Annotated in this window: 24 protein-coding genes; 16 read left to right on the top strand and 8 right to left on the bottom strand. The window is 73.9% G+C overall.

The genetic code is table 11. The annotated features are described in order from the left end of the window. The first annotated feature begins 1 nt into the window (after position 1). On the top strand, positions 2-664 hold the full coding sequence (locus DSM112329_RS13730) for a TetR/AcrR family transcriptional regulator (protein ID WP_354702391.1): 663 nt from the start codon (positions 2-4) through the stop codon (positions 662-664). A gap of 73 nt (positions 665-737) precedes the next feature. Here DSM112329_RS13730 and DSM112329_RS13725 read toward each other — a convergent pair whose 3' ends face one another. Both DSM112329_RS13725 and DSM112329_RS13720 read right to left on the bottom strand, forming a co-directional pair. Further along, the gene (locus DSM112329_RS13725; RefSeq protein ID WP_354702390.1) at positions 738-1820 is read right to left on the bottom strand and encodes a hypothetical protein; all 1083 of its coding nucleotides are present in this window, start codon (positions 1818-1820) and stop codon (positions 738-740) included. Positions 1821-1868: 48 nt separating this feature from the next. After that, positions 1869-3044, bottom strand: a complete 1176-nt coding sequence (locus tag DSM112329_RS13720; protein ID WP_354702389.1) for a potassium/proton antiporter — start codon at positions 3042-3044, stop codon at positions 1869-1871. 87 nt (positions 3045-3131) lie between these two features. On the opposite strand from DSM112329_RS13720, the gene DSM112329_RS13715 reads away from it, so the two are divergent. Continuing rightward, positions 3132-4121 carry a histidine kinase gene (locus tag DSM112329_RS13715; protein ID WP_354702388.1) on the top strand — a complete coding sequence of 330 codons (990 nt, stop codon included), beginning with the start codon at positions 3132-3134 and terminating at the stop codon, positions 4119-4121. After that, the gene (locus DSM112329_RS13710; RefSeq protein WP_354702387.1) at positions 4118-4777 is read left to right on the top strand and encodes a response regulator transcription factor; all 660 of its coding nucleotides are present in this window, start codon (positions 4118-4120) and stop codon (positions 4775-4777) included. The genes DSM112329_RS13715 and DSM112329_RS13710 overlap by 4 nt, the downstream gene beginning before the upstream one ends. A gap of 37 nt (positions 4778-4814) precedes the next feature. Here the strand turns inward: DSM112329_RS13710 and DSM112329_RS13705 are convergent, their stop codons facing one another. Further along, entirely contained in the window at positions 4815-5141 is a 327-nt protein-coding gene (locus tag DSM112329_RS13705; RefSeq protein WP_354702386.1) for a YnfA family protein, read from the bottom strand. Positions 5142-5201: 60 nt separating this feature from the next. On the opposite strand from DSM112329_RS13705, the gene DSM112329_RS13700 reads away from it, so the two are divergent. Then, on the top strand, positions 5202-5909 hold the full coding sequence (locus tag DSM112329_RS13700; protein WP_354702385.1) for an SGNH/GDSL hydrolase family protein: 708 nt from the start codon (positions 5202-5204) through the stop codon (positions 5907-5909). A gap of 85 nt (positions 5910-5994) precedes the next feature. On the opposite strand, the gene DSM112329_RS13695 is transcribed toward DSM112329_RS13700, so the two are convergent. After that, positions 5995-7062 (bottom strand): ABC transporter, encoded by a 1068-nt coding sequence (locus DSM112329_RS13695; RefSeq protein WP_354702384.1) that lies wholly within the window; start codon positions 7060-7062, stop codon positions 5995-5997. Between the two features lie 139 nt (positions 7063-7201). Here DSM112329_RS13695 and DSM112329_RS13690 point away from each other — a divergent pair, with 139 nt between their 5' ends. Continuing rightward, complete coding sequence (locus tag DSM112329_RS13690) at positions 7202-11191, top strand: SpoIIE family protein phosphatase (RefSeq protein ID WP_354702383.1); 3990 nt, start codon at positions 7202-7204, stop codon at positions 11189-11191. Between the two features lie 45 nt (positions 11192-11236). On the opposite strand, the gene DSM112329_RS13685 is transcribed toward DSM112329_RS13690, so the two are convergent. After that, positions 11237-11689 (bottom strand): hypothetical protein, encoded by a 453-nt coding sequence (locus tag DSM112329_RS13685; RefSeq protein ID WP_354702382.1) that lies wholly within the window; start codon positions 11687-11689, stop codon positions 11237-11239. Between the two features lie 39 nt (positions 11690-11728). Here DSM112329_RS13685 and DSM112329_RS13680 point away from each other — a divergent pair, with 39 nt between their 5' ends. Beyond that, on the top strand, positions 11729-12334 hold the full coding sequence (locus DSM112329_RS13680; RefSeq protein ID WP_354702381.1) for a glutathione S-transferase family protein: 606 nt from the start codon (positions 11729-11731) through the stop codon (positions 12332-12334). Between the two features lie 53 nt (positions 12335-12387). Further along, positions 12388-12588, top strand: a complete 201-nt coding sequence (locus DSM112329_RS13675) for a hypothetical protein (RefSeq protein ID WP_354702380.1) — start codon at positions 12388-12390, stop codon at positions 12586-12588. An 80-nt stretch (positions 12589-12668) separates the two neighbouring features. Here the strand turns inward: DSM112329_RS13675 and DSM112329_RS13670 are convergent, their stop codons facing one another. Next, positions 12669-13388, bottom strand: coding sequence for an HAD-IA family hydrolase (locus tag DSM112329_RS13670; protein ID WP_354702379.1), 720 nt, complete (start codon positions 13386-13388; stop codon positions 12669-12671). Positions 13389-13510: 122 nt separating this feature from the next. Here DSM112329_RS13670 and DSM112329_RS13665 point away from each other — a divergent pair, with 122 nt between their 5' ends. The 4 genes from DSM112329_RS13665 to DSM112329_RS13650 are packed head-to-tail and all read left to right on the top strand — an operon-like array spanning position 13511 to position 15340. Further along, positions 13511-13744, top strand: coding sequence for a hypothetical protein (locus DSM112329_RS13665; RefSeq protein WP_354702378.1), 234 nt, complete (start codon positions 13511-13513; stop codon positions 13742-13744). Between the two features lie 46 nt (positions 13745-13790). Then, complete coding sequence (locus DSM112329_RS13660; protein ID WP_354702377.1) at positions 13791-14216, top strand: hypothetical protein; 426 nt, start codon at positions 13791-13793, stop codon at positions 14214-14216. Positions 14217-14261: 45 nt separating this feature from the next. After that, positions 14262-14666, top strand: a complete 405-nt coding sequence (locus DSM112329_RS13655; protein ID WP_354702376.1) for a VOC family protein — start codon at positions 14262-14264, stop codon at positions 14664-14666. Beyond that, positions 14663-15340 carry a DUF899 family protein gene (locus tag DSM112329_RS13650; RefSeq protein WP_354702375.1) on the top strand — a complete coding sequence of 226 codons (678 nt, stop codon included), beginning with the start codon at positions 14663-14665 and terminating at the stop codon, positions 15338-15340. The genes DSM112329_RS13655 and DSM112329_RS13650 overlap by 4 nt, the downstream gene beginning before the upstream one ends. Before the next feature lie 121 nt (positions 15341-15461). On the opposite strand, the gene DSM112329_RS13645 is transcribed toward DSM112329_RS13650, so the two are convergent. Continuing rightward, entirely contained in the window at positions 15462-16421 is a 960-nt protein-coding gene (locus DSM112329_RS13645; RefSeq protein WP_354702374.1) for an AraC family transcriptional regulator, read from the bottom strand. 115 nt (positions 16422-16536) lie between these two features. Between DSM112329_RS13645 and DSM112329_RS13640 the strand changes: the two genes are divergently transcribed. The 5 genes from DSM112329_RS13640 (at position 16537) to DSM112329_RS13620 (ending at position 20360) form a co-directional block, all read left to right on the top strand. Then, positions 16537-17412 (top strand): NAD(P)H-binding protein, encoded by an 876-nt coding sequence (locus DSM112329_RS13640; protein ID WP_354702373.1) that lies wholly within the window; start codon positions 16537-16539, stop codon positions 17410-17412. After that, the gene (locus DSM112329_RS13635; protein WP_354702372.1) at positions 17405-17959 is read left to right on the top strand and encodes an anthrone oxygenase family protein; all 555 of its coding nucleotides are present in this window, start codon (positions 17405-17407) and stop codon (positions 17957-17959) included. Before DSM112329_RS13640 ends, DSM112329_RS13635 begins: the two co-directional genes overlap by 8 nt. 111 nt (positions 17960-18070) lie before the next feature. Further along, positions 18071-18751: a ferritin-like domain-containing protein gene (locus DSM112329_RS13630; protein ID WP_354702371.1), complete on the top strand. Its 681-nt coding sequence runs from the start codon at positions 18071-18073 to the stop codon at positions 18749-18751. Positions 18752-18763: 12 nt separating this feature from the next. Then, complete coding sequence (locus DSM112329_RS13625) at positions 18764-19471, top strand: ferritin-like domain-containing protein (protein ID WP_354702370.1); 708 nt, start codon at positions 18764-18766, stop codon at positions 19469-19471. A gap of 70 nt (positions 19472-19541) precedes the next feature. Next, positions 19542-20360, top strand: a complete 819-nt coding sequence (locus DSM112329_RS13620) for a L,D-transpeptidase (protein ID WP_354702369.1) — start codon at positions 19542-19544, stop codon at positions 20358-20360. Positions 20361-20387: 27 nt separating this feature from the next. On the opposite strand, the gene DSM112329_RS13615 is transcribed toward DSM112329_RS13620, so the two are convergent. Further along, positions 20388-20801, bottom strand: coding sequence for a hypothetical protein (locus DSM112329_RS13615; protein ID WP_354702368.1), 414 nt, complete (start codon positions 20799-20801; stop codon positions 20388-20390). Between the last annotated feature and the right edge of the window lie 271 nt (positions 20802-21072).

Here is a 21072-nt window from a genome sequence, read left to right as displayed (position 1 = left end):
AGTGCCCACTAACTTGCCACCCCGGACGCCCCGCCGGCGTCTTCCCGCGGCCGAGCGGCGCGAGCTGATCGAGCAGGCGGCGATCGCCCTGTTCGCCGAGCGCGGCTACCACGGCACCGCCATCGACGAGATCGCGCGTCAGGCCGGGATCACGCCGCCGGTGCTCTACGACCACTTCACGTCCAAGGCCGCGCTGCACGCCCGGCTGCTGGAGCGCACCCGGGACGAGCTGCTCGCGATGTGGCGGCAGAACCTCGGCGGCGGCGGGACGCTCGAGGAGCAACTCGTCCGCGCGTTCACCGCCTGGGCCGCCTACGTGCAGGCGAACCCGTACGCCCCGCGCATGTTCTTCCGCGAGAGTACGGGCGTCGAGGACATCAAGCAGGCGCATGGCGCGATCGCGGCCGACGCGAACGGCGCGCTGGCGGCGATCATCGGGGGGCTCACCGGCTCCGGCGCGAGCGCGGACGACGGCGGCGTCCCGGCGACCGCGCTCGCGATGACGACCGAGATCATCCGCGGCGGGCTGACCGAGCTCGCGATCTGGTGGACCGACCACCCCGAGATCCCCGCCGAGGCGATCGTCGCGATCGCGATGAACACGCTCTGGCTCGGGTTCGAACGGACCATCGGCGGCGAGCGCTGGTCGCCGCCGACGCCCTGACACCGCGCCCCGAGGCTGTCGGCAGCGAACCCCACGACATGCGTGGGGTTCGCTGCCATACGGTCGTCGGCGCTCAGGCGACCGCGAGGAACTTCACGTGCACGCGGCCGTCCTCGTCGACCACGTAGACGAAGTGGTCGTCCGGCCCGTGCGCGAGGCCCTCGACACGCGTCTCGCCGTCCGGGAACGCGTGCACGAACCGCGCCTTGACGTGGCCCGGGTTGACACGGCGCTTGAGGCTGAAGCGCCAGTGCTCGGAGACCGCGGTCTTCCCCAGCGGGTAGCAGTCGTGCAGCAGGCTGGACTTGTCGACGGCGTCGAGGTTGCCCGTGATGAGGTCGAACACGTCGTCGCCCTGGCTCGTCATCGCCCGGATCCCGGTCCACTTCTCGGGGCCGCCGGGGCCCTGCAGCAGCCAGACGCCGACGACCGTCGGCCAGGTGCCGTCGTCGAACATCGCCGGGACGCCGGCAAGCTCGACGAGCACCGGCGCGCCGTTGAGCTGGACCGGGAAGCGCAGGCCCAGGAGCAGGTTGCCGTTCGGCCGGAACGCCGCGCCCTCGATGTTGAACGCGTGATCGCCGTCGTGCAGGCGCGCGGCCCACTTCTTCCCCTTCGCCTCGCCGCGGGCGCGGGCGGCGCCGATGAACGCCTCGGACATCCGGTCCTCGACCGGGGCGAGGTGATCGGCGAGCGGGGCGAGCGCGTCGTTGACCAGCCGGTGGATGCGGAGCTTGTCGCGGATCACGTGGACGTCGATCGGCCCCGCGTCGCTGCGGCCGCCGTACTGCGCCAGCGCGTCCTCGGGGAACCGCGCGAACCAGTGGCGCGCCGGCTGCAGCGGCCCGCGCTTGGCGCCGAAGTGCGACCCGATCACGTAGACCTGCCCGTCGAAGGCGGCGGACGCCTCCGAGTCGTCCGTGCGGTTCGCCGCGTCCCCGCAGTCGGTTGCGACCGGGCGGTGCTCCCAGCCGTCGTCGAGTTCGGCGCCGCGGGTGTGACCGAGCAGGACGATCGCGTCGTCGAGCTGGTCCTCGTCCAGGAACACCCAGTACGCGAGGTCCCAGCCGTGGGCGTCGAGCACCGTGGCGTCCGTGACCGGGTACAGGTCGGACGCCTCGTTGCGTTCCAGTTCTAGGTCGGTGAAGCGAAGCACGCCGGGCATTCTGCCCGAGCCGGGCGCTCACGTGGGTGAACGTCCGCTTCACGGGTCGGTCAGGCGCAGCCGGCGGGCGAGCGCCTCGACCGTCGTGCCCTGCAGGATCGTCGACAGCACGACCGCGAAGAACACGATGTTGAAGAACTCGAGGCTGTTGGGGACCCCGTCGATCACCGGGAACGTCGCGAGCACCACCGGGACCGCGCCGCGCAGGCCCGCCCACCCGATCAGGAATCGCTCGCCGGGCTCCAGCCCCGCGCCCGTCGTCCCGACGAACGCGGCGACCGGACGGGCGATCAGCATCAGGACGACGGCGAGCACGGTGCCCTCCAGGGCGGCGTCCGGCAGCTGGCTCGGGAAGACGAGCAAGCCGAGCATGACGAACATGGCCACCTGCGCGACCCAGGCCAGACCCTGGTGGAAGCTCACGAGGTTCGCGCGCTCGGGCGTCTTGACGCTGCCGACCGCCAGGCCGGCGAGGTAGACCGCGAGGAACCCGGAGCCGTGCAGCGTCGCCGCGAGCCCATAGGCGAGCATCAGCGAGGCCAGGGACGCGACCGGGTACAGGCCCGGCGTCGTGAACGCGGAGCGCCCGAGGCTGCGGGCGGCCAGCGTGCCGACGGCGATGCCGACGACGGCGCCGATGCCCATCTCCTGCACGAACAGCTTCGCCATGTCCAGCACGCCGTAGTCGGGCAGCAGCAGCCACTCGACGAACCCGAGGACGAGGAAGATCGCGACGGGGTCGTTGAAGCCGGCCTCGCCCTCGAGCGTCAGCGCCAGGCGCTTGCGCAGCGACGCGCCCTGGAGCAGGGCGAAGACCGCCGCACCGTCGGTCGCGGAGAGGATCGAGCCGAGCAGGAGGCCCTCCAGGAGCGAGAGCCCGAACAGCAGGTGCGCCGCCAGTCCGACGATCGCGGCGGTGAGCATCGTGCCCACCACCGCCAGGCCGAGGGCGGGTCGCAGGACCGTCCGGATCGGGGCCCAGCCCGTCGCCAGGCCGCCCTCGAACAGGATGACGGCGAGCGCGACTACGCCGATGGTGCGGGCAAGTTCGTAGTCCTCCAGGTGCAGTCCGCCGATGCCGTCCGTCCCGAGCAGCATCCCGACCGCCATCAGGGCGATCAGTGCGGGAAGACGCACGCGGGTGGCCAGGGTGGAGCAGAGGACACCCGCTGCCAGCAGGGCCCCGCCGATGAGGATGGCATGCTCTTCGCTCACCGGGAACATGCTCCTGGAAAGCGGTGCTGCGGCCTATACGGGGCGCTCCCCATATCCCCGCGGGGCGCGGTGCGGGACGATGTCGGGGTGCCCATCTTCTGGCGTCTGTTCGCGGCGCACGCCGCTGTCGTCGTGGCCGCCGTCCTGGTGCTGGTGCTCACGCCCGCGTCGGTGTCCGACCGCGCCACGGTGCTGGAGGTCGTGCTGCTCGTCGCCGGGGCGCTCGTGGCACTGGCCGTCGAGGTCATCGTCCTGCGGCGCGCCCTGCGGCCGCTCGAGGAGCTGCGGGACGCGATGTCCGCCGCGTCGCTGCCCAGCGACCGCGCGACGCCGATCGCCGTCGGCGGGCGGACGGCCGAGGTCGACGAGCTCGCAGCGGCGTTCAACGCGATGCTCGACCGCCTGGACCGCGAGCGCCGGGACAGCGGACGGCGGACCATCGCCGCGCAGGAGGCCGAGCGCCGGCGGATCGGACTCGAGCTGCACGACGAGATCGGGCAGCTGCTCACCGGCGTCCTGCTGCAGCTGCAGCCGGCGGCGGGGGACGCGCCGGCCGACGCACGTCAGGAGCGCGCGCAGCAGGGGGTCCACGATGCGCTGGACGCGATCCGCGAGATCACCCGGGGCCTGCGGCCGGACGCCCTGGAGGACCTCGGTCTGCGGAGCGCGCTCACCGCGCTCGCGTCGTCGGCGGCGGACCGCTCGCCGGTTCACGTCACGCGGCGGATCGCCGGGGGCAGCGCGCTGCCCGACCTGCCGGACGACGTGGAGCTCGCCATCTACCGCGTCGCGCAGGAGAGCCTGACCAACGTGCTACGCCACTCGGAGGCGCACGAGGTCGCGCTCGAGCTGGGCTGCGAGCCCGACGCCGGCGGTCAGGTCGTGGTGCTGCGGGTGGTCGACGACGGCCGCGGGCTGCCGCCGGCCGGCGCTTCCGGCAGCCGTCTCGACGGCTCCGCCGGGAGCGGCCTGGAGGGCATGCGCGAGCGTGCCGCCGCGATCGGCGCGACGCTCAGCGCGGGACCCGGCGACGGCGGCCGCGGCACCGCGGTCGAGCTGCGGGTGGCGGTCCGATGAGCGTCCCCCTGCGTGCCGGCGTCCTGATCGCCGACGACCACGGCATGGTCCGGTCCGGCCTGCGCCTGGTCCTCGACGCGACCCCGGACCTGCAGGTTGTCGCCGAGGCCAGCGACGGCATCGAGGCGGTCGAGCGTGGCCTGGACGAGCGGGTCGATCTCGCCGTGCTCGACGTTGCGATGCCGCGCCGGACCGGGCTGCAGGCGGCGCGCGAGCTGGCGGCGCGGCGGCCCGGCCTGAAGATCCTCATGCTCTCCATGCACGACGTGGAGCAGTACTTCTTCGAGGCGCTGAAGGTCGGAGCGTGCGGCTACGTCCTGAAGAGCGAGGCCGACCGGGACCTCATCGGCGCCTGCCGCAAGGCGCTGCGCGGCGAGCCGTTCCTGTACCCGCCCGCGGTGCGGGCGCTGCTGCGCGAGCACCTGGATGCCGCTGCCGCGGGCGAGCCGGTCGAGCGCGACCTGCTCACCCCGCGCGAGCTCGAGGTGGTCAAGCTCGTGGCCGAGGCGCACTCGACCGACGAGATCGCCGCGCTGCTGCACCTGAGCCCGCGGACCGTCGAGCGCCACCGCGAGAACGTCCTGGCCAAGCTCGGGATGAGCGACCGGGTGCAGGTCACGCGCTGGGCGATCCGCCGCGGGCTCGTCGAGCCCTGACCCTCCCGCCGACCCGCCGACCCCGACCCGACCGCGGTCAGCGCGGTGCGTACATGATCGTCCCGACCCCCGCCAGGCAGATCGCGGCGCCGAGGATGTCGTAGCGGTCGGGCCGGAAGCCGTCGAACGCAGCGCCCCAGGCGAGCGATCCCACGACGAAGACCCCGCCGTAGGCCGCCAGGACACGGCCGAACGTGTTGTCCGGCTGCAGCGTCGCGACGAAGCCGTAGAGGCCGAGCGCGACGACTCCCGCCGCTACGAACAGCAGGCCGCGGTGCTCGCGCACCCCGACCCAGATCAGGTACGCACCGCCGATCTCCGTCACGGCGGCGATGAGGAAGAGCGCGATCGAGCGGCCGGTCACGCGCCCATCGTCGCACCCGGCGACCAATCCACTTCGCCACGACGTGCGAAACAGGATGAGATGGCTGCGAGCTTCGAGTACGAGAACCTGAACCACCGCCGGCCCAACGCCGTGAACGCCACGCTGCGCCGGCTGCTGCCCGGCGTCGGCCGCGTGGCCGCTCAGGCCGCACCGTACGCGGCGTGGTGGCAGGCCCGCAACCGCGAGGCGCTCGCGGCGGACGGGGCCGACGCCGGCCCGCTGTGGGTGGTGCTCGGCGACTCCATGTCGCAGGGCATCGGCGCGTCCGCGGTGGAGCGCGGATGGGTCCCGCAGGTCGCGGAGACGCTGCAGGGGCGGGGGACGAGAGTCCGCGTCCTGAACCTGTCCTTCAGCGGCGCCCGGGTGGCCGACGTCGCCGAGCGGCAGCTCGCGGCGCTCGCAGCGGCCGGGGCAGAGCCGGCGGTGACCACGCTGCTGGTCGGCAGCAACGACCTCCTGCGCCGGTCGCTCAGGCGCGAGCTGGTGGAGCGCTACGAGGAGCTGCTGGAGCGCGTGCCGGACGGGACCCTCGTCGCGACCACCCCGGGCCGCGGCCGGCTGGGACAGGTGGCCGAGCGCGTCGAGCGGCACCCGCGGGTCGTGCCGGTGCCGCTGTCGTTCGCGGCCGGCGAGGTCGCCGAGGACCGCTTCCACCCGGACGACGCCGCCTACGCCCGGCTCGCTGCCACGTTCACCGGGCCGATCGGCGCCCGGCTCCGGCCCCGTGGCGGTGCGAGCCGCGGGTAGGTTCGCCGGAGCGACAGCGACAGCGACAGCGGCCGCCGTCGACCGCGTCAGCGACGAGCGCCACCCCGGACGGCGACCCGGGCGGTCACTCGCCGGGCGGCGCACCCAGCCGGCGCCGCGATCCCGGGAGGCGCTCGACCAGCCGGCCGAGCGGGACGACCGCCCCGCCGAGCTGGGCGGCCGACTCCTGCAGGCTCGCCACGCTCGTCCCGAGGACGTCGAGCGCCGGCGCCAGGCTCTCCAACTGCGTGCCTATCGACACGACCTGCGCCTCGACGCCCTGCACGCGGTCCCCGAGCGCCGGCAGCTCGCGCGTGGACTCCGCGAGCTGCTCCAGGGCGTTCGCCACGGCGGCGAGGCGCTCGAGCGAGTCGCCCAGCGTCCCGAGGGTGCGCAGCGTCTCTTCAAGGGCGCCGAGACGCTGGAGGGTGTCGTCGAGGTCCGCCAGCCGCGCGAGGGTCGTCGACAGGTCGCCGAGCTGATCGAGCGGCCCGCCGTCGGCCAGCAGGCGCTCGACGCCGCCGCCGGGGGCAAGCACGCGGTCGAGCGTCCCGTCGGTCGTGAGCAGGCGGTTGACCGTGCCGTCCGGCGTGAGCAGGCGCTCGATCGTGCCGTCCGCCCGCAGCAGCTGCTCGACCAGGCCGTCGGGGGCGAAGAGGCGATCCAGCACGCCGCCCTGCTCCAGGACGCGGTCGAGGGTCCCGTGCTCCGCGGTCAGGCGGTCCAGCGGGCCGCCGGTCGCGAGCATGCGGTCCAGCGGGCCGCCGACGTAGAGCAGCCGTTCGACGGCGCCGCCCTCGGCGAGCAGCAGGTCGAGGGGGCCGCCCTCGGCCAGCAGCCGGTCCACGACGCCGGCGTCGGCCAGCAGCCGGTCCAGCGGGCCGCCGGGCGCGAGCGCCCGCCCGAGCGGCCGGTCGTCGCTCGTCAGGCGGGCCAGCTGCTCGATGCGCGCGAGCGGCCCGTCCGGCGCCGACAGCGCGCCGAGCTGCTCGAGCGGGCCGCCTTCCGCCAGCAGCACCTCGAGGCGCTCGCCGTAGCCGCCCGGGCGCCGGATCGGGCCGCTGGGCCGCACGGCCTCACCGGCAGCGACGATCAACTCGGCGGCGGCCACGGTCGCGCGGAGGGGCAGCACCGCCAGCGAGAGAAGTCCCATCGGCGCGGTCTATCACACGGTGGCCGGGGCCCATGCGAACGGGCGCGCGCCGCGTGCCCGCGCCGGCGCCCGCGGCCCGACGAACCGCCGGTAGGCTCCGCGCGGCCGCCGACTGTCGTCGCCAGAGGAGGGCGGGCCCGTGGACACCGCCGTCACCCCGCACTTCGAACGCACCCTGCCAGCCGTCCCCGCGTCGGTTCCCCAGCTACGGCACGCGCTGGTCGACTGGGCTTCAGCGCTCGGAGTCGACGACGCCCACATGCACGCTGTCCGCCTGGCCGTCAGCGAGGCCGTGACGAACGCCGTCATGCACGGGTTCATCGACCGCGAGCCCGGCAGCGTCACCGTCACCGCGCTGACAGACCGCGACCTGCTCGAGGTCCGGGTCACCGACGACGGCCGCGGGATGGGGCCGCGCCCCGACTCGCCGGGGCTCGGGATGGGCGTGTCGCTGATCGGGCGGCTGTGCACCACCGTCGACCTGGCGACCGGCCCGGACGGCGGCGGCACCGAGGTGCGGATGGTGTTCGACGCCCCGGGTCTACGTCCGGGTCCGCGGCCGGACGACGGGGAGCAGCACCTGCGCGAGGTCCTCGACGCGCTCTCGGGGACGCTCGGGCACGACGGTTTCGGGAGCACGGACATCTCCGCCTTGGCACAGCTGCTCGTCCCGCGCCTGGGCGACTTCTGCAGCGTCACGCTCCTGGACGCCGACGGGACCGCGCGACGGATCAGCGCGAGCGTCGCACGCCCGGACGGCACGCTCGACGCCGATGCCGCCCGCTGGGCCATGGAGTTCCCGGTCAACGTGGCCGCGTCGCCGTCCAACCAAGCCGCCCAGAGCGGCCGCACGCAGGTGACCTTCATCGACCGCGAGTGGTGCTACGCGGTCGCGCCGGATGCCCAGCGCGCGGAGGAGCTGCTCGCGCTGGGGCTGCGCTGGTGGGCCGCCGTCCCGCTCCGGGCCGGGGGGCGTGCGGTCGGGTCGGTCGCCATCGCCGGGCGGTCCGCGACCCCGGGCACCGTCGTGGCGACGGTCGAGCAGATCGCCGAGCAGGCCGCGGGCCTGGTCGCCACAGCGCGGCTGGTGGACGAGCTGCGCCGGACGCAGACCCGCCTGGAGCAGATCCTTGGCGTCCTCACCGAGGCGGTGGTCGTGACCGACGACCACGGCCGCGGCGTCTACGCCAACCTGGCCGCCGCCACGCTGCTGGGGGCGCCGTCGATCGGGGACCTCCTGCACGGGCCCTCCGGTGCCCTGACCCAGCACCTGATCGTGACCGATCCCGTGGGCGCGCCGCTGCCGCCCGACGTCCTGCCCGCCGGGCTCGACCGGTCGGGCGCGGGCCTGCCGCGCCTGCTCCGGACGGTCGACCGCGCGACCGGACAGACGCGCTGGCTGCGCTGCGCGGCCACGCCGCTGGAGGACGGCCCGCTGCTCGTCACGGTCATCCAGGACGCGACGGCCGCGACCGCGGACGAGCAGCGCCAGCGCCTCCTGGCCCAGGCCGCCGACCTGCTGGCCGCCTCGCTCGGACGGCCGGAGGTGGTCGAGGACGTCGCCCGCCTGGCTGTCCCGGCGATCGCGGACGGCTGCGTGGTCGACCTCCTGGACGACGGCGCCCTGCGGCTCGGGGGCGTGCACCACGTCGACCCGGTTCAGGCCGCCGTCCTCGACGACCTACGCCGCCGCTATCCGCCCGGCAGCGCCCCCGGCCGCCGCCCGCGGACCGACACGCCGGACGACGTCCTGGCGTCCGGCCGCCCCGGCGTCCTGAACGGGCTCACCGACGGGCACCTGCGGCGCGAGGCCCACGACCCGGCCCACCTGGACGCGCTGCGGAAGGCGAACCTGCGGTCGATCGCGACCGTGCCCCTGACCCTGCACGGCCAGCTGCTGGGAACGCTCACGCTGTCCAACGACGTCAGCGGCCGCGTCTTCGCGGACGGCGACGTCACGCTCGCCGAGGACCTCGCACACCGCGCGGCGATCGCGGTCGACAGCGCGGTGCAGCAGTCCGAGAGCGCGCGGACGCACGCCGAGCTCGAGGAGTCGCTGCGCCGGCTGCGCGTGGTGGCGGACGCCGGCTTCGGCGGGCTGATCCGTGGTGTCGAGGACCGCATCGTCGAGGCGAACGCGGCCTACCTGGACCTGCTGGGCTACGAGAGCGCCGACGAGCTGCCGCCGTGGCCGCAGATGACCCCGCCGGAGTGGGCGGTGGCGGACGCCCGCGCGGTCGCCCAGCTGCGGCAGACCGGGACCGCCGATCTCTACGAGAAGGAGTACTGGCGCCGCGACGGGACCCGCGTGCGTGTGCTGATCGGCACGACGGTCGTCGACCCCGCGACGTTCACCTGGATTGGCGTGGTCGTCGACGTCAGCGACCGCCGCGATCCCGACCCGCTCGCGGAGAGCGGCCTGGACCGGCTCACCCTTGCCGGCGGCGACGCAGACGCGGTCGCCGACGTCCTGGGCGGTCTGGCCGTCGGGGTGCTGATCCAGCAGCCCGACGGGGTGATCATCTACGCGAACCAGGCGGCGGCGGACGGAATGGGCGTGGCGTCCCCGCAGGCGATGGTGGCCGCGAGCCCGGAGGAGCTGGCGGGCGGCTGGGACACGTTCGATGAGGCGGGCGACCTGATCGACCCGGAGCGGTACCCGAATGCGCAGCTGCTCGCCGGGGCGCGGACGGCGGGGCCGCTCACGGTCCGTTCGGTCCACCGGCTCAGCGGCCGCGAGTTCTGGCGCGTGATCCGCGCCCGCGCAGTCCTCGGCGGCGACGGCGAGCTCGCGATGGTCGTCTCGATGACGGAGGACATCACCGAAGCGCGGCGCGCGATCCTCACCCAGCGACTGCTCGCGCAGGCCGGCGAGGTGCTGTCCGCGTCGCTGGACGTCGGTGAGACGCTGCCGCGGCTGGTGGCGCTCGTCGTCCCGGAGCTCGCCGACTGGGCCTCGGTGGTGATGCCCGACGGGCACGGCGCGATCCGCCAGGTCGCGGTCGCCCACACCGACCCCGCCCAGTTGCCGGTCCTGGCGGAGTACGACCGCCGCTGGGCCGAGCGCCTTGGTGACCCCGGCGGCGCCGCCGCCATCCTCCGCGGGGAGCCGTCGTCGCTGATGGCCGACCTGCCGGACAGCTTCGTCGACGGGGCCACCGCCGATCCCGAGCAGCGTGCCGCGCTGCGCCGGCTGGGGCTGCGCTCGGTCGTCCAGGTCCCGATGGCGCCGATCGGCGGCGCGACGCTCGGCGTCCTCAGCCTGGTGAACTCGCGGTCGGACCGGGTGTTCACCGCAGCCGACCTGGCCTTGGCCGAGGAGCTCGGTCGCCGCGCCGGCACCGCCGTCCACCACGCGCGCCTGCACGCCGAGCGCTCCCACATCGCGGCGACGCTCCAGGCGAGCCTGCTGCCGGACGCGCTCCCCGAGATCGACGGCTTCGCGCTCGCGGCGGGCTACCAGCCGGCCGGGGAGGAGAACTGGGTCGGCGGCGACTTCTACGACGTGTTCGACGTCGCGGACGGCTTCATGGCGATCGTCGGCGATGTCGCCGGCCACGGCGCCGGGGCCGCAGCGCTCACCGCGCAGGCGCGGCACACGCTGCGCGCGATCGCCGAGGCGTCCGGCGACCCGGTCGCGGCGGTGGCGCACCTGAACCGGCTGCTCGTGCCGCGGGCCGAGCCCGCTCTGTGCACCGTCTGCGCCGTCCTGGTCCGCGTCGGCGAGGACGGCGGCGCGACCGCCGCCATCACCTGCGCCGGGCACCCGCTCCCGTGCCTCGTCCGCGACGGTGTGGTCTCGCTGGCCGGCGAGTTCGGCCCGCTCCTGGGGGCCTGGGAGTCGACCTTCACGACCACCGCGGTCCCGCTGCTCGAGGGGGACGTGCTGGTGATCTACACGGACGGCGTCCTCGACGTCCGTGCCGGCCGTGAGCACTTCGGGGAGGACAGGCTGCGCGCGACGCTCGCGGGCAGCGCCGGCGCGACCGACGCCGTCGCCCGGGTCCAGTCGGCGCTCGACGCGTTCGGCAGCGGGCCGCAGGCGGACGACACCGCGCTGCTGGCGATCGAGCGGCGGCCTGCCGGGGCGGCGGCCTCGCCGCGGCGTGCGGCCGAAAGTGCCCCCTGAGGGAGCTCTTGACCACACGCCGGTGGCGATCGCTCCGGCGGGCGGTCAGATGTGGGTCCAGACCACCCGCAGCGGCGTGCCGAGCGTGGCGGCGAGCGCCGCGACCTGCGCCGGCTCGAGCTCGCTGACGTCGGGGTTGCGCGCCTCGAGGACGAACCGCGCGAAGCCCGCCGGCCAGTCGTACACCAGGTCGTTGAGCGACAGTCGTGCCCGGCAGCAGGGGACGTGGACGGTCAGGTCGGCGAACGCCGCGTCCGAGGCGGCATCGAGCGCGCGGACCCACCACGCCTGGTCGATCTCGGCCTCGCAGCGCGGGCACGATATCCGCTCGTGGTTGGCGCCGGCATCGATGAAGCACACATGGTCGGTGACGGTGACGAGCACCTCGTCCGCCGGCCCGACCAGCACCTCGAACGCAGCGCGGGCGGCCGTGATCGCGCCGGTGGCGGGGACGAGCTCCGGGTCGGTCGGGATCAGCTGGAGCCAGTCGTCCGACACCGGCTGATCCTCGCAGGTGCAGGCTGCGAGGATCACCCCATGCCGAGCGGCCTCATCCTGCACGACCACGTCGACTCCACCAATGCGCTGAAGGTCCGCTTCCTGCTGGCCGAGCTCGGGCTGGACGCGGAGCGCCACGAGGTCCCGCTGCGCGGCGAGCGGTCCCCCGACTACCTCGCGATCCATCCGTTCGGGCTGATCCCGGCGCTGGTCGACGGCGACCTCGTCATCACCGAGTCGAACGTCGCCCTGCGCTACCTCGCCGAGCGAGCGGGCCGCGACGACCTGCGCGGGGCCGATGCCGCGGCGCGTGCGCGCATCGACAACCTGCTGGACACGCTGTCGCTCGAGGTCCGTCCGGCACTGTGGGGCGTCGAGGAGTTCGTCCTCTACGCCGCGCCGATCGCCGCAGCCGACCAGGTCCGGCGGCGGGCGGCCCTCGTGGTCGCCCTGAACGCGTACGACGCTCTGCTGGATCCGGACGGCCCGTTCGCGGTCGGCGCGTTCACGATCGCCGACTGCGCGCTCGGCGCCCGCGGGAAGCACCTCGGCGTGCTCGGCCTGCCGGACGATGTCGCCCCGCGGCTGCGCGGGGTGATCGCCGCGGCGCAGGCGCGGCCCGCCTACGCTGCCGCGCTCACCTGACCACCCGGCCGGACCGCGGCCCTGGGGCGCGCGACGGCGGGTACGCTCGACCGATGCCCTGGTGGCGCTTCGACCCCTCAGCCTCGCTCCACGACCGCGTCCGCTTCCACGCCTGGCGTGCGCTGGCGTTCGGGCTCGTGGTCGGCCTGGTGCTCGCCAGCCTCCCGGCGGGCGTGATCTTCGCGCTCGGCTACGGACCGCTGACGGCGGGCATCGACGAGGGCCGGCGGCGCCGGTCGAAGCACTCGTCATAGCGGTCGCGTAGTCGGATCCGGGCTGTCCGCCGCGCGTCGAACGTCGGTTCTCCCGTCCACACGCGCGGGGAAACCGACGCTCAAGCCTGGCGCGGCGCCGGGCCGCCACCCGCCGCCGTCTCCGCCTCATCGTCCACCAGGTCCGCCAGGCCGGTGAGGTCGCGGACCGTGACGGCCCCCGCCGGCGCCGACCCGTCCTGCTCGCGCTGCACCCAGGCCGCCTGGAACCCGGCCGCGAGCGCGCCGCCGACGTCGAGGTCGAGGTTGTCGCCGGCGTGCAGGATTGCCTCAGGCGGGACGTCGAGGTGCGCGCTGGCGGCGTCGAACATGCGTCGGTCGGGTTTGGCGACGCCGACGTCGCCGGCGTTTACGAGGCCGGTGAACCAGCGGGCGACGCCGGTCAGCTCGAGGTCGGCGTTGCCGTCCGTGAGCGCCAGCAGCGGCACCCGCGCGGCCAGCCGGTCCAGCGCGGCAGCGGCGTCGGGGTACAGCTCGACCTTCTGGCGGGCGGCGAAGACGACGGCGAACGCCTCCTCGGCGAGGCCCGGGTCCTCGTCGGCAGCGGCGAGCGAGCGCCGCAGGACCTCGCGCCGCACCGCCCCGAGGTCGTGCGCGATCTCGGGGTGCTCGCTGCGGATCGCGGCGAGCATCGGCGCCACGGCGGCGGGATCAAAGCTCGCGTGGGTCCGCGGCGCGTGTTCGGCGAGCCAGGCCGAGAGGGCCGACTGGATGTTCACGGCGACCGGGGCGAACGGCCACAGCGTGTCGTCCAGGTCCAGGGTGACGGCACGGATCTTCACCGCCGCATCATCGCGGAGCGCGTCGCCGCGGCGCCGCGACCCGACTCGGCGCCGGCCCCTCGTTCTGGGCCTGCGCAGGCGAACCGGCAGGCAATCAGGCGCAGACGCGGTATACGTCCGTCATGGCCATCTCCTTCCTGCTGCCCCTCGCCTGCCTCGGCCTGCACGTCTACCAGACGCAGCAGCACCAGGCCCTCGGGGACGCCGTCCGCACCCGGACCTTCTGGATCCTGCCGGTCGCGCTCGCCGTGATCCTGCTCATCGGCATCGCGCTCAGCCCGGCGATCACGCTCCTACTGTGCGTGGCGTTCATGGTCGGCTACCCGCAGATCGTGCGCTTCGTCGAGGACATGTAGGCGCAAGCGGTCCCGTCGGCCGATCCATGCGCGGTACCCTCGAGAGGTGCCGACGGCGACCGCCTACGCGCTCATCAGCGCCAGCGACCTGAAGCGCCAGCGCGGGTGGACCGAGGGGCTCATCGGGCAGCTCCTCGGAGCCCCGGACGCGCTGGCTCCGAACCCGCATGGCTTCCGTCCCCCGATGCGGTTCTTCGCACGCGACCGGATCCTGGACGCCGAGCAGGCGGACGCGTTCCGGGACTGGGCCGCGCGACTCGACGACCGGCGGACCTGGCGCCGGACGCAGCCCACACGCTCCTACCGCCCGGCCGACATCGAGCACCTGGAGTGGCTCGACCACCCGCGGAACATCGCCCTCTTCCTGACGCCCCGCGTCCCGCGCCGCAAGCGACAGCGGCGCGCCGAACCGCCGCCGGCCCCGACCGGCCTCTATCCGCTGGGCCGCTACGAGGTCCTCACGCTGTTCTGATCGGCAGCACCGATGAGTTCTCGGCGGCCGGATCGTCTCTGCACCATGAGCGATCTCACCCAGGCCCCGACCACCCTCAAGAACATCGGCGTGGCGATGTGCACCGTCACCGATCAGGACGCGGCGCTCGCGTTCTACACCGAGAAGCTCGGCTTCGAGGTCCGCGGCGATGTCCCCTTCGGCGAGCACGGCGAGTACCGCTGGCTCGAAGTGGCTCCGCCGGGCTCGACGGCGCGGCTGGCGCTGAACCCGCCGATGGGCGGCACTCCCGGCGGCAGCTCGATCGGCGTCGAGACCGCGGACGTGCTCGGCGAGCACGCGCGGCTGACCGCGGTCGGCGGCGTCGACCTCGACCCTGCGCCGATGCAGACCCCCGGCGCCCCGCTGATGTTCATGCTGCGGGACCCGGACGGGAACACCGTGGTCGTCGTCGACGAGGCCGCCTCGTGAGCGCCCTCGAGGTTGTCGGCCCCGACGAGTGGAAGACGGCCCACGCCGAGCTGCTCGCGGCCGAGAAGGCCCACACCCGCGCGACCGACGCGCTCGCGGCACGTCGCCGCCGGGCGCCGATGATGGCGATGGGGAAGGGCCACGTCTTCGCCGCCCCCGGCGGCGAGGTGGGCCTCTCGGACCTGTTCGAGGGCCGTCGCCAGCTGATCCTCTACAGCTTCATGCTCCCGGACGCCGGCAGCGAGCCGTGCGGCGGCTGCTCGTTCTTCACCGACCAGGTCGGCCACCTGGCTCACCTGCACCAGCGCGACACGACGCTGGCGCTGATCGCCCCGGCACCGATCGCGACGATCCAGGCACTCCAGGCCCGGATGGGGTGGGGGGACATCCCGTTCTACTCCACCGCCGGCAACACGGCGTTCTACGAGGAGCTGGGCATCGGCAGCGGCTTCGCGCTGAACGTGTTCCTCCAGGAGGGGGACCGGATCCTGCGGACCTACACCGTCAGCGGCCGCGGCACCGAGAAGCTGGGCAGCACGTGGACGTTCCTCGACCTGACGCCGATGGGCCGCCAGGAGACCTGGGAGGACGCGCCGGATTGGGTGGAGCAGACCCCGCCGTACGAGTGGTGGCGCCTGCACGACGAGTACGCGTCCGCCGGGGCGCGCGCATGATCCTCGCCCACGTCGCCGGGTTCCCTGTGGAGGAGCTCGGCCTGCTGGCCACGCTCACGACGGGCGCGGGGTCGTGGGCGCTGCTCCGCCTGCACGCCCGCGCTGCCGCGGAGCGCATGGCTCAGGCCGCGATCGGCGCACCGCGGCGCGCCGCGCCCGGCGCCACGCCCAGTGTCCGCTTGAACGCCCGCGCGAACGCCGCCTCGGACGCGTAGCCCAGGCGGTCCGCGAGCTGCGCCACCGTCGCGCCCTCCTCCTGGAGCGCGTCCAGCGCGACGTGCATCCGCTGCCGCGTCGCGTACTGCATGACCGGCTCGCCGACCACCGCCGTGAAGCGCGCCGCGAACGCCGAGCGGGACATCGCGAGCTCCCGTGCGAGCTCGCCGACGGTCCATGCCCGGCCCGGCTCGCGGTGCAGCAGGGCGATGGCGTGCCCGATCTGCGGATCCTTGAGCGCGCCGAGCCAGCCGGTCTGCGCGCCGGGTGAGGTACGGATCCAGTCGCGCACGGCCTGGATGACGAGGATGTCCGCGAGGCGGGTGATGACGGCCTCCGCCCCGGGCTGGGTCTCGCGGGCCTCGGCGGCGATGAGCCGGAGCGTGGCGTGCATGCGATCCGTCTGCAGCGTGTCGTCCGCCTGCACCTGCAGCACGGCCGGCAGCAGCGCGACGAGGCTGCGCGCGGTCGGGTGGGTGAACCGGACCGCGCCGCAGATCATGCTGGTCGGGAATCCGCCACCGCCGTGCCGCAGGACCTCGTAGCGGTCGCTGACGAGCTCGCGGTCCAGGTCGAGGACGTCCGGCGCCGCAGCGCCCGGCTCGCTCACGACCGCATGGCCGCCGCCGTGCGGGACGAGCGTGAGCGCCCCCGCCCGCAGCGGACGCGGCTTGTCGCCCGGCGTGGCCAGGTACCCGTGGCCGGCGGTGACCACGTGGAACCAGAGGTATCCCGGCATCGCGGGCATGGTGAGCCCCCACGGCGCCGTCACCTCGCTGCGGCAGTAGAACGCGCCGTCCATCCGCAGGGCGTGCAGCGCCTCCGCGAGCGGGTCCGGTGGCGCGAAGCGATCGGGCGTGTCCATGGGGCAGGAGTATCGCCGGGTGAAACACCGGACGTCCAGGAGCCTGGACGTCCGAGCATGAATCAGCGAGCCATGGCCATAGATCGTCCGCCGGATCGGCGTGAAGCTGGACCCCATGCACAACCACCAGCTGACCCACCCCGCCGCAGCCACGCAGGCCGAGACCGCGCCCGGCCCGATCCTCGTCGTCGGCGCCACCGGCAAGACGGGCCGACGTGTGGCCGCCCGGCTGCAGGCGCTCGGCCTCCCGGTCCGTGCGGGCTCGCGGGGCGCCGACCGGCCGTTCGACTGGGAGGACCCCGCCACGTGGGCGACCGCGCTCGCCGGCACCTCGGCCGCGTACATCGCGTTCGCGCCGGACCTGGCCGTGCCGGGCGCACCCGCGGCGATCGACGCTTTCGCACGCACTGCGCTGGACGCGGGGTGCCGCCGACTGGTCCTGCTGTCCGGCCGCGGCGAACCGGAGGCGCAGGCGGCCGAACGGGTCCTGCAGGAGTCCGGTGCCGACTGGACCGTCGTGCGCTGCAGCTGGTTCTGCCAGAACTTCGACGAGAGTGTGTTCCGCGAGCCACTGCTGGGCGGAGTCCTCGCGCTGCCTGTCGCGCCGGACGTCCGTGAGCCGTTCGTCGACGCGGACGACATCGCCGACGTCGCCGTCGCCGCTCTCTCGCAGGACGGTCACGCCGGCCGCGTCTACGAGCTCACCGGGCCGCGGCTGCTGACGTTCGCCGAGGCGGTCGGCGAGGTCGCCCGTGCCTGCGGCCGCGACCTCGAGTTCGTGCCGATCACCCTCGACGCGTTCGCGGCCGGGCTGGCGGCGGACGGCACCCCCGCGGAGGTGATCGCCCTCCTCGGCTACCTGTTCACCGAGGTGCTCGACGGGCGCAACGCGTCGCTCGCCGACGGCGTGCAGCGCGCGCTCGGGCGGCCGCCGCGGGACTTCGCGGACTACGCGCAGGCCGCCGCCGCAGCCGGTCCCTGGGATGTCTAGCCGGACGCCCGCCGCGGCCGCGGCCGCCGCCCCGCAGACGGTGGATGCGGCGGGCCTCGCGCTCGGCGTCGCCGTCCTCGCCACCGGCCTGATGGCGGGCCTCTTCTACGCCTACGCGTGCTCGGTCATGCCCGGCCTGGCCAAGGCGAGCGACCGGACGGCGCTTGAGGCCATGCAGCGCATCAACACCGCGATAATGAACCCGGTCTTCTTCGCCGGGTTCCTGGGCGCCCCGGCCGCGGCGCTCGTGGCGCTCGTGCTCGAGCACCGGGACGGCGCCGGCCCGGTCGCGCGCTGGGTCCTCGCGGGGCTCGTGCTCTACGGCGTCGTGGTCGTCGTCACAGGCGCCGCGAACGTCCCGCTGAACGACGAGCTCGCCCGGGCGGACCTCTCCCGCCAGGGCACGGACCTCGCCGCGCTGCGCGACCGGTTCGAGGACACCTGGGTGCTCTGGAACGTCGTGCGGACCGTCGCCTGCGTGGCCGCGTTCGGCTGCCTGGGCCGGGCGCTGATGCTCCACGGTCAGTCGGTCATCGCGGCTGAGTGATCCGTCTTGACCCGCGCCGCGATACAGCGGGCGTGGCCTACGACACGCGTCCGTCCCTGACGGCGACCCAGGTCGAGGGCTTGCTGAGCCAACCAACGGGAGGAAGACGTCATGGCCATACGTGACGAAGGAACATCGGTGCTCGACGAGTTCGACAAGGACGGCGCGCTGCTCGAGACGTCCGAGCTCGCGGCCGAGAGCGTGTCGACCCGCAAGCATGCGCTGAAGCGCACGGGCATCCTCGTCGGCGGCGGACTCGCCATCGGCGCGCTGCCGGTCGCGCTGTCCATCGGGCAGGGCGGCATCCCCGCCAGTGACATCAAGATCCTCAACTACGCGCTCACGCTCGAGTACCTCGAGGCCGCGTTCTACGAGGAGGCCGTCGCCGGCGGCGCCCTGACCGGGAGCCTCGCGAACTTCGCGCAGGTCGTCTCGGGTCACGAGAACGCCCACGTCGCCGCGCTCGAGAAGGCGCTCGGCAGCAAGGCCATCAAGAAGCCGACGTTCGACTTCAAGGGCACGACCGACGACTCCGGGACGTTCGCGAAGACCGCGCAGACCCTCGAGGACACCGGCGTCGCCGCGTACCTCGGCCAGGTCACGAAGATCAAGACCGCCGCGATCCTGATGGCCGCCGGATCGATCCTGCCGATCGAGTCGCGTCACGCCGCCTGGATCCGCGACATCCAGGGCCGGGGTCAGTCCCCCGTCCCCGCCCCCGACGGCTTCGACGCCGGCAAGCCCATGTCCGAGATCCTGGCCGCCGTGAAGGCGACCGGGTTCATCCAGTAGCCAAGAAAGGACATGACCATGACCGACATGTTCCCCACGTTCGCCGAGCTCGATCGTGACGGCGCCATCGCCGAAGCCGCGTCGCACGTCGACGCCCACACCCGTGCCGCCTTCTTCGGCAAGGTCGCCGCCCTCGTCGGCGGCGCGACCGTCATCGGCGCCGTCGCACCGGGCTTCGCGATCGCGCAGTCCTCTGGCGACGTCGCGATCCTCAACTACGCGCTGACCCTCGAGTACCTCGAAGCGGCGTTCTACCAGTCCGCCAACAGCGGCGGCGCCCTGAGCGGCCAGGCCGCGCGGTTCGCGCGCGTCACCGGCGAGCACGAGGACGCGCACGTCACGGCCCTCGAGAAGGTCCTGGGGTCCTCCGCGACCAAGAAGCCGACGTTCGACTTCAAGGGCTCGACCGGGGACGAGGCCACGTTCCTGGCCACCGCCAAGACGCTCGAGGACGCGGGCGTGCAGGCGTACCTCGGGCAGGCGGGCGCGATCAAGAGCAAGGACGTCCTCAGCTCCGCCGCGTCGATCCTGAGCGTCGAGGCCCGGCACGCCGCCTGGGTCGCGAACATCCTCAAGCAGGATCCCGCCCCGGAGGACTTCCAGTCCGGCGCCGACATGAACACGATCCTGGCGGCCGTCAAGGGCACCGGGTTCATCCCGGCGCTGGCGAGCGCCTCGGCCTCGCCCGGCACCACCGGCGCGCCGAGCGTGACCGGCTGACCCAGCCCCGGACCGCGCCGGCGTAGCGGGCTGCACCCCGCTCGCCGGCCGCGGCCCGGGCCGGACGACGATGTCCTGGCTTCGCTCCCTCTCCGCGGTCTCGGTCGCCCGTGGCGTCGCGACGGTCCTCGCGGCCGCCGCGGTCGGCCTGTTCGTGGCGCCGGCGGTCTTCGGAGACGGGTCCTCGCAGCCGCAGCTGCGCAGCGACGTCAACGTCACGCCGCCGGAACGGTTCTCGGCCGACGCGATCCGCCAGCCGAACCGGACGCGGTACACCACGCTGATCGCCACCGCCCGGCACAGCAAGCTGCGGATCTACAAGACGCCGCGCGCCGGCACCAAGCGCATGCGGCTGATCGGGATCCTGAACCGGCGGACGCTCGGCACCAAGCGCCACCCGCTCGTGATGACCGTGACCGACAGCCACCGCAGGCCGGGGTGGCTCCGGGTCCGCCTCCCGTCCCGGCCGAACGGTGCCGCCGCCTGGATCCGCCGTAGCTCCGTGCGCATCTCGGCGACCAACTTCCGCGTGACGATCCAGCTGAAGCGCCACCGGATCCTCGTCAAGCGCGGCCGTTTCCTCGTGATGAGCAAGCCGATCGGCGTCGGCCGCGCCGTGTCGCCGACGCCTCGGGGCACCTACTTCCTCGCCGACCTCGTCAAATCGACGGATCCCTTCTACGGGCCGTATGCCTTCGGGCTCTCGGCCTTCTCGACCGTCCTCACGGAGTTCGCCGGGGGCGACGGGCAGATCGGGATCCACGGCACCGACGCGCCGTCCGCGATCGGGACGGACGTGAGCCACGGCTGCATCCGCGTTGACAACAAGGTCATCCGGAAGCTCGCGAAGATGCTGCCGCTCGGCACCCCGGTGCGCATCACCGCCTGATCGTCGCCCGGCGTCGGCAGGACGGGATCAGGTGCGCGGCAGGGTCGCCAGCAGCTCGGTGACCCGAGCGGACGCATGGTCGACCTCGACGAGCAGACCATTGCCGCCGCCGTCGACGGGGACGAGCCGCACGGTGTGGGGGACGGTGGTGGCGGCGGTGAGCATCCGCACTTCCAGGCGCTCGGTCCACCAGGCACGCTCGAGCCCGTCGTCGGTGTCCTCCAGCAGCAGGAAGCTCACAATCGGGGTGTCGTCCTTCGTTCCCGCCCGCCAGGAGCCCGCGAAGCCGCGGCCGCCCGCGGTTGCCGCGTCGGCCAGCACGCGGCCCAGTTCGGGATCGGCGGCGACGTCCACCGTGAGCACGATCTCCGGCGGCTCGTCTGCTCCCGCCATGCCGGCAAGCGACCAGTCGACGACCTCCTGCAGGCGCATGCCGTTCACCCCCGCAGCATGACGCGGACACGGAGATATCGGCCTGGACGACGGTGTCCCGGGATCCTAAACGTCCAGTTGTGCGTTGAGATCCCCGATGAAAAGCGGGTTTTCGGTGTCAGGTTTCAAGTTGGCACATTTATGGCATTCCCCTTGCGCGGCTTCGTCCGGCGGGAGACTCCCGCGTATGCTTGCTGCCATCAGCGGTCCGGTGACGGGCCGGATTCGTTTCTTTCAGCGCGGTGCAGGGGCCGCACCGCGCCGCTACCTGCCATATCCC

The organism is Paraconexibacter sp. AEG42_29, from assembly GCF_040581415.1.
Lineage (GTDB): Bacteria > Actinomycetota > Thermoleophilia > Solirubrobacterales > Solirubrobacteraceae > Paraconexibacter.
This window is presented reverse-complemented; position numbering and strand designations above follow the sequence as displayed.

Bases quoted from the DNA above. Each gene is read 5' to 3' on its own strand.
- DSM112329_RS13625 (WP_354702370.1), top strand. From the start codon at position 18,764: ATGACCATGACCGACATGTTCCCCACGTTCGCCGAGCTCGATCGTGAC.
- DSM112329_RS13640 (WP_354702373.1), top strand. From the start codon at position 16,537: ATGCACAACCACCAGCTGACCCACCCCGCCGCAGCCACGCAGGCCGAG.
- DSM112329_RS13645 (WP_354702374.1), bottom strand. From the start codon at position 16,421: ATGGACACGCCCGATCGCTTCGCGCCACCGGACCCGCTCGCGGAGGCG.
- DSM112329_RS13680 (WP_354702381.1), top strand. From the start codon at position 11,729: ATGCCGAGCGGCCTCATCCTGCACGACCACGTCGACTCCACCAATGCG.
- DSM112329_RS13630 (WP_354702371.1), top strand. From the start codon at position 18,071: ATGGCCATACGTGACGAAGGAACATCGGTGCTCGACGAGTTCGACAAG.
- DSM112329_RS13695 (WP_354702384.1), bottom strand. From the start codon at position 7,062: ATGGGACTTCTCTCGCTGGCGGTGCTGCCCCTCCGCGCGACCGTGGCC.
- DSM112329_RS13710 (WP_354702387.1), top strand. From the start codon at position 4,118: ATGAGCGTCCCCCTGCGTGCCGGCGTCCTGATCGCCGACGACCACGGC.
- DSM112329_RS13635 (WP_354702372.1), top strand. From the start codon at position 17,405: ATGTCTAGCCGGACGCCCGCCGCGGCCGCGGCCGCCGCCCCGCAGACG.
- DSM112329_RS13675 (WP_354702380.1), top strand. From the start codon at position 12,388: ATGCCCTGGTGGCGCTTCGACCCCTCAGCCTCGCTCCACGACCGCGTC.
- DSM112329_RS13665 (WP_354702378.1), top strand. From the start codon at position 13,511: ATGGCCATCTCCTTCCTGCTGCCCCTCGCCTGCCTCGGCCTGCACGTC.
- DSM112329_RS13655 (WP_354702376.1), top strand. From the start codon at position 14,262: ATGAGCGATCTCACCCAGGCCCCGACCACCCTCAAGAACATCGGCGTG.
- DSM112329_RS13700 (WP_354702385.1), top strand. From the start codon at position 5,202: ATGGCTGCGAGCTTCGAGTACGAGAACCTGAACCACCGCCGGCCCAAC.
- DSM112329_RS13620 (WP_354702369.1), top strand. From the start codon at position 19,542: ATGTCCTGGCTTCGCTCCCTCTCCGCGGTCTCGGTCGCCCGTGGCGTC.